Here is a 3,955-nt window from a genome sequence, read left to right as displayed (position 1 = left end):
GTGAAACGATGCATCGCCGATGGTAGTGTGGGGTTTCCCCATGTGAGAGTAGGTCATCGTCAAGATTAAATTCCAGAACCCCTGTTTGCTAACGCAAACAGGGGTTTTGTTTTGGGCGGTCGAAAAGTAAGTTGGCCGCCGCAGCCCCCGCCATCAGCTCAAGCCGTGCTAACCCCGCGACTCCCCCTATCTGGTATGTCCATGTGGGTCCCCAAGCCCCGACAAATTTGCACAGTTATTTCTGAACCAGACCACTAGAATAGGCACCTAACCTTTTTTAGAGTCAGAGCCCTATCTATGCCCGATCCGGTTGATGCCCCTGAGGTGTCGGATTTACCACTGGACGACCTGGTGGCATGCCATGAGTGCGACTTGCTGATGCGCAAACCCAAGCTTGCCCTTGGCGAAAAAGCCCAATGCCCGCGTTGCGGTTACGAGCTGTACGCTCACCGCCACAATGTCGTTGAGCGAAGTCTCGCCTTGGTGCTCGCGGCGCTGTTGCTGTACATCCCCGCGAACTTTTTGCCCATCATGCAGCTCAATCTACTCGGGCAGTCCTCGGAAGACACCGTGTGGAGTGGCGTGGTCGGCTTGTTTGATACCGGCATGCAAGGCGTCGCCGCCGTTGTGTTCCTGTGCAGCATGGGGATTCCCTTGCTCAAGCTGCTCTGCCAGCTCGCAGTCCTGCTCAGCATTCGTTGGAAGGTGGGCCGCAGCTATGGGCTGTTGCTGTACCGCATTTACCACCACCTCAAAGACTGGGGGATGCTGGAGGTCTACCTGATGGGCGTACTGGTGGCGATCGTAAAGCTCGCCGACATGGCCTCTATCACGGTCGGCTTGGGGCTCGTGTGTTTTGTCAGTCTATTAATGGTTCAGGTACTGCTTGAGGTGGTGATGTCGCCCCACCAGATCTGGCAAGCGTTGTCAGGAGAGGATGATCATGCGGGCGATTGATGCAGGCATTCTGATTTGTACCGAATGCCACGAGTTGAACAAACAGGCAGCGGACACCGATGAGCAAACCTGCACTCGCTGCGGTGCGCTGATCCATGCCCGGCGTCCAAACAGCCTCACCCGCACCTGGGCGTTGTTGATCACGGCGGCCATTTTGTATATCCCCGCCAACCTGCTGCCTATCATGACCATCAATTCCCTCGGCCAGGGGGATCCCAGTACCATCATGGCCGGTGTGATCCAGTTGGTGCAGCACGGTATGTTTCCCATCGCGGCGGTGGTATTTATCGCCAGTATCCTGGTGCCCACGTTCAAGCTGGTAGGCATTGGCCTGCTACTGTTCTCTGTACAGCGCCACCAACCGCTGTCCGCGCAACAGCGCATTGTGATGTACCGCTTCATCGAATTCATTGGACGTTGGTCCATGCTGGATATCTTCGTGATCGCCATCCTGGTGGCGGTTGTAAACTTTGGGCGACTTGCCAGTGTCGAGGCAAACCTCGGCGCCGCGGCGTTCGCCAGTGTGGTGATCTTGACGATGCTTGCCGCAGTAACTTTCGATCCCCGACTGATTTGGGATAACACGGAGTCGGACGACGACCATGAGTGATTTGCCTAAAGCTAAAACCCGCCCGGCCTCCAACTGGTCGGCCATTTGGGTGTTACCCCTGATTGCCCTGATCATCGGCGGTTGGTTGGGGTGGCGCGCCTATTCCCAACAGGGCATCGAGATCCAGGTGCGCTTTGAAAGTGGCGAAGGTATCCAGGCCAACAAAACGGAAGTGGTCTACAAAGGTATGTCCGTGGGCAAGGTCAAGACCTTGGCTCTGGACGACGAGGGCAGTAACCGTGGGGTGATTGCCACCATCGAGATGAACAAGGACGTCGACCAATATCTCAAGACCAATACGCGCTTCTGGCTGGTCAAACCGAGTGTCAGCCTCGCCGGTATTACCGGCCTGGAAACCTTGGTGTCGGGTAATTACATCGCCGCCAGCCCGGGTGATGGTGAGCCGACGCGCAAATTCAAGGCGCTCTCCGAAGAGCCGCCGTTGTCAGACGCCAAGCCCGGCCTGCACCTGACCATCAAGGCCGATCGCCTTGGCTCGCTGAACCGTGGCAGTCCAGTGTTCTACAAACAGATCCAGGTTGGCCAGGTCAAAAGCTACCTGCTTTCCGAGGACCAGAGCACCGTAGAGATCAAGGTCTACATCGAGCCGACCTACGCGAGCCTGGTGCGCAAACACACACGTTTCTGGAACGCCAGCGGCATCAGCATCGACGCCAACCTTTCCGGCGTGAAAGTCCGCAGTGAATCGCTCTCCAGTATCGTCGCCGGCGGGATTGCCTTCGCCACGCCAGAGAACCGCAAGGACAGCCCGCCGACTGATCCGAGCCTGCCGTTCCGCTTGTATGAAGACTTCGACGCCGCCGCTGCTGGCATCAAGGTCAAGGTCAAGCTCACCGACTTCGAAGGCCTGCAGGCTGGCCGTACGCCCGTCATGTACAAAGGCATCCAGGTCGGCAGCCTGAAAACCCTGAAGATCGATCCGGACCTGTCCAGCGCCAATGCCGAGTTGACGCTCGACCCATTGGCCGAAGACTACCTGGTGCAGGACACCCAGTTCTGGGTGGTCAAACCCTCCATCTCCCTGGCGGGCATCACCGGGCTGGAAGCCCTGGTCAAGGGTAACTACATCGCCATTCGCCCTGGTGACAAAGGCAGCGCGCCGCAACGCGAATTCGTTGCGCGGGCCAAGGCACCGCCGCTGGACCTGCGCTCTCCAGGCCTGCACATGGTGCTGTTCACTGACAACCTCGGTTCCCTGGATGTCGGTAGCCCGATTCTCTATAAACAGGTCAAGGTCGGTTCGGTGCAGAGCTATCAGTTCTCGCGCAAGAACAAGCAACTGGTGATCGGCGTTCATATCGAGAAGGAATACGAAAACCTGGTCAACGGCTCGACGCGTTTCTGGAATGCCAGCGGCGTCACCCTGACCGGCGGGCTCACTGGCGGCATCCAGGTGAAAAGTGAATCCCTGGCCAGCTTGATGGCCGGCGGTATCGCCTTCGAAACCCCGGAACCCAATGTGCCGCTGAAAAAACGCATCCCGCGCTTCCGTCTCTTTGCCGATCGCGAGGCCGCCAATCAACGCGGCACCCTGGTGACCATCAAGGTCGACCGCGCCGACGGCATGCGTCCTGGCACGCCGGTGCGTTTCAAAGGCCTGGATGTCGGCAAGATCGAGAGCGTCGACCTGAGCGCCGATATGCAGTCGGTGCTGCTCAGCGCGCGCATCACCCAAGTGGCGGATCGCATCGCGCGTGTCGGTAGCCAGTTCTGGGTGGTAAAGCCTGAGCTGGGCCTGATGAAAACCTCCAACCTGGAAACCCTGGTTACCGGGCAGTACATCGAGGTGCAGCCGGCGGCGAAAAATGCCGGTCCACAGAAGAGCTTTGTCGCGCTGGATCAGCCGCCTGAAGCGGTCCACCAAGAGGCAGGCCTGAGCCTGACACTCAGTGCCGCACGGCGTGGTTCGTTGAAGGAAGGCGTACCGGTGACTTACCGCGAAGTCACCGTGGGCAAAGTCACCGGCTACGAGTTGGGCCAGACCGCCGACCGCGTGCTGATCCACATCCTGATCGAGCCGAAGTACGCGCCGCTGGTACGCGGTGGCAGCCGCTTCTGGAACACCAGCGGTTTCGGTCTCGATTTTGGCCTGTTCAAAGGCGCGACGGTACGCACCGAGTCGTTGGAGACCCTGGTCTCCGGCGGTATCGCTTTCGCCACGCCAGACGGTGAGCGCATGGGCAACGCTGCACGGCCGCAGCAAACCTTTCCGCTGTTCGACAAGTTCGAAGAGGAATGGCTGACTTGGGCGCCTAAAATTCCGCTCGGCAAGTAAACCGAGGCGAGGCTATCGCGGGCAAGCCCGGCTCCCACAGTTGACCGGGTTTTCCTGTAGGAATGCGCTCGAATGTGGGAGCCGGGCTTGCC

The 3,955-nt window shown here is 59.0% G+C and carries 3 protein-coding genes; all 3 read left to right on the top strand.

Features of this window, described 5'->3' with window-relative positions:
• Positions 1-297: 297 nt before the first annotated feature.
• From QMX97_RS31745 to QMX97_RS31735, 3 genes are read left to right on the top strand one after another with little or no spacing between them, the layout of a single operon-like run.
• On the top strand, positions 298-957 hold the full coding sequence (locus QMX97_RS31745) for a paraquat-inducible protein A (protein WP_065900397.1): 660 nt from the start codon (positions 298-300) through the stop codon (positions 955-957).
• Positions 944-1,567, top strand: a complete 624-nt coding sequence (locus QMX97_RS31740) for a paraquat-inducible protein A (protein WP_065900398.1) — start codon at positions 944-946, stop codon at positions 1,565-1,567. The genes QMX97_RS31745 and QMX97_RS31740 overlap by 14 nt, the downstream gene beginning before the upstream one ends.
• Positions 1,560-3,863 carry an MlaD family protein gene (locus QMX97_RS31735; protein WP_120447558.1) on the top strand — a complete coding sequence of 768 codons (2,304 nt, stop codon included), beginning with the start codon at positions 1,560-1,562 and terminating at the stop codon, positions 3,861-3,863. The genes QMX97_RS31740 and QMX97_RS31735 overlap by 8 nt, the downstream gene beginning before the upstream one ends.
• The last annotated feature ends 92 nt before the right edge of the window (positions 3,864-3,955 follow it).

The sequence above is a fragment of the Pseudomonas sp. PS01298 genome (assembly GCF_029959745.1).
Taxonomy (GTDB): domain Bacteria; phylum Pseudomonadota; class Gammaproteobacteria; order Pseudomonadales; family Pseudomonadaceae; genus Aquipseudomonas; species Aquipseudomonas aylmerensis.
This window is presented reverse-complemented; position numbering and strand designations above follow the sequence as displayed.